1 protein-coding gene is annotated in these 633 nt (G+C 37.6%); it reads left to right on the top strand.

Going from position 1 to position 633, the window contains the following annotated elements:
* Window positions 1-76 precede the first annotated feature (76 nt).
* Window positions 77-633: hypothetical protein (locus N1032_RS26045; protein WP_259543526.1), on the top strand; the 557-nt coding region annotated here is incomplete at its 3' end.

The raw sequence follows: 633 nt of genomic DNA, 5'->3' as shown, positions 1-633 counted from the left end.
TTTCATCCGACCGTATCACTATACCACTGTTGGTGATTATATTTGTAGTAATCATCCCACTGTTATTGTTGATGGAATGGAAGCTGATGATTGGATGGGGATAGAGCAACGTAAAGACATTGATAACAGTATTATTGCTTCCCGTGACAAAGATTTAAAAACAGTATCTGGGTGGCATTATCGTTGGGCTTGTGGTGAAAACCAACCTGAAGTATTACCACACTGGATTAGTGAATTTGAATCCAAACATTTCTTCTTTCATCAAATGTTAATTGGCGACAGTACTGATAATATTTGTGGATGTGGTAGGCGTAGAGAAGTAATGTGGGGTGGTAAGTTGTGTATGCGTCGTAAAGGTATTGGTGAGAAGGCTGCAATCAGTCTGCTTTCAAATTGCAGATCAATACAAGATCTTTATGATGTTGTTTCCCAATGTTATCAAAATGAATTTGGTGATACATGGGAAGATGCAATGTTAGAGAATGCTAGATTGCTTTTTATAGGCCAGACTCCTGATAATTTATTTGACTGGGACTGGATAGATTACACATTAGAAAAGGAAATTATTAATGACGAAGTTATTTGTGGTACTGGAACAGAGCCTGAAAACAACAGTAGTGGTGAATCCAGAGA

The organism is Herbiconiux daphne, assembly GCF_024979295.1.
In the GTDB taxonomy this organism is placed as follows: domain Bacteria; phylum Actinomycetota; class Actinomycetes; order Actinomycetales; family Microbacteriaceae; genus Herbiconiux; species Herbiconiux daphnes.
This window is presented reverse-complemented; position numbering and strand designations above follow the sequence as displayed.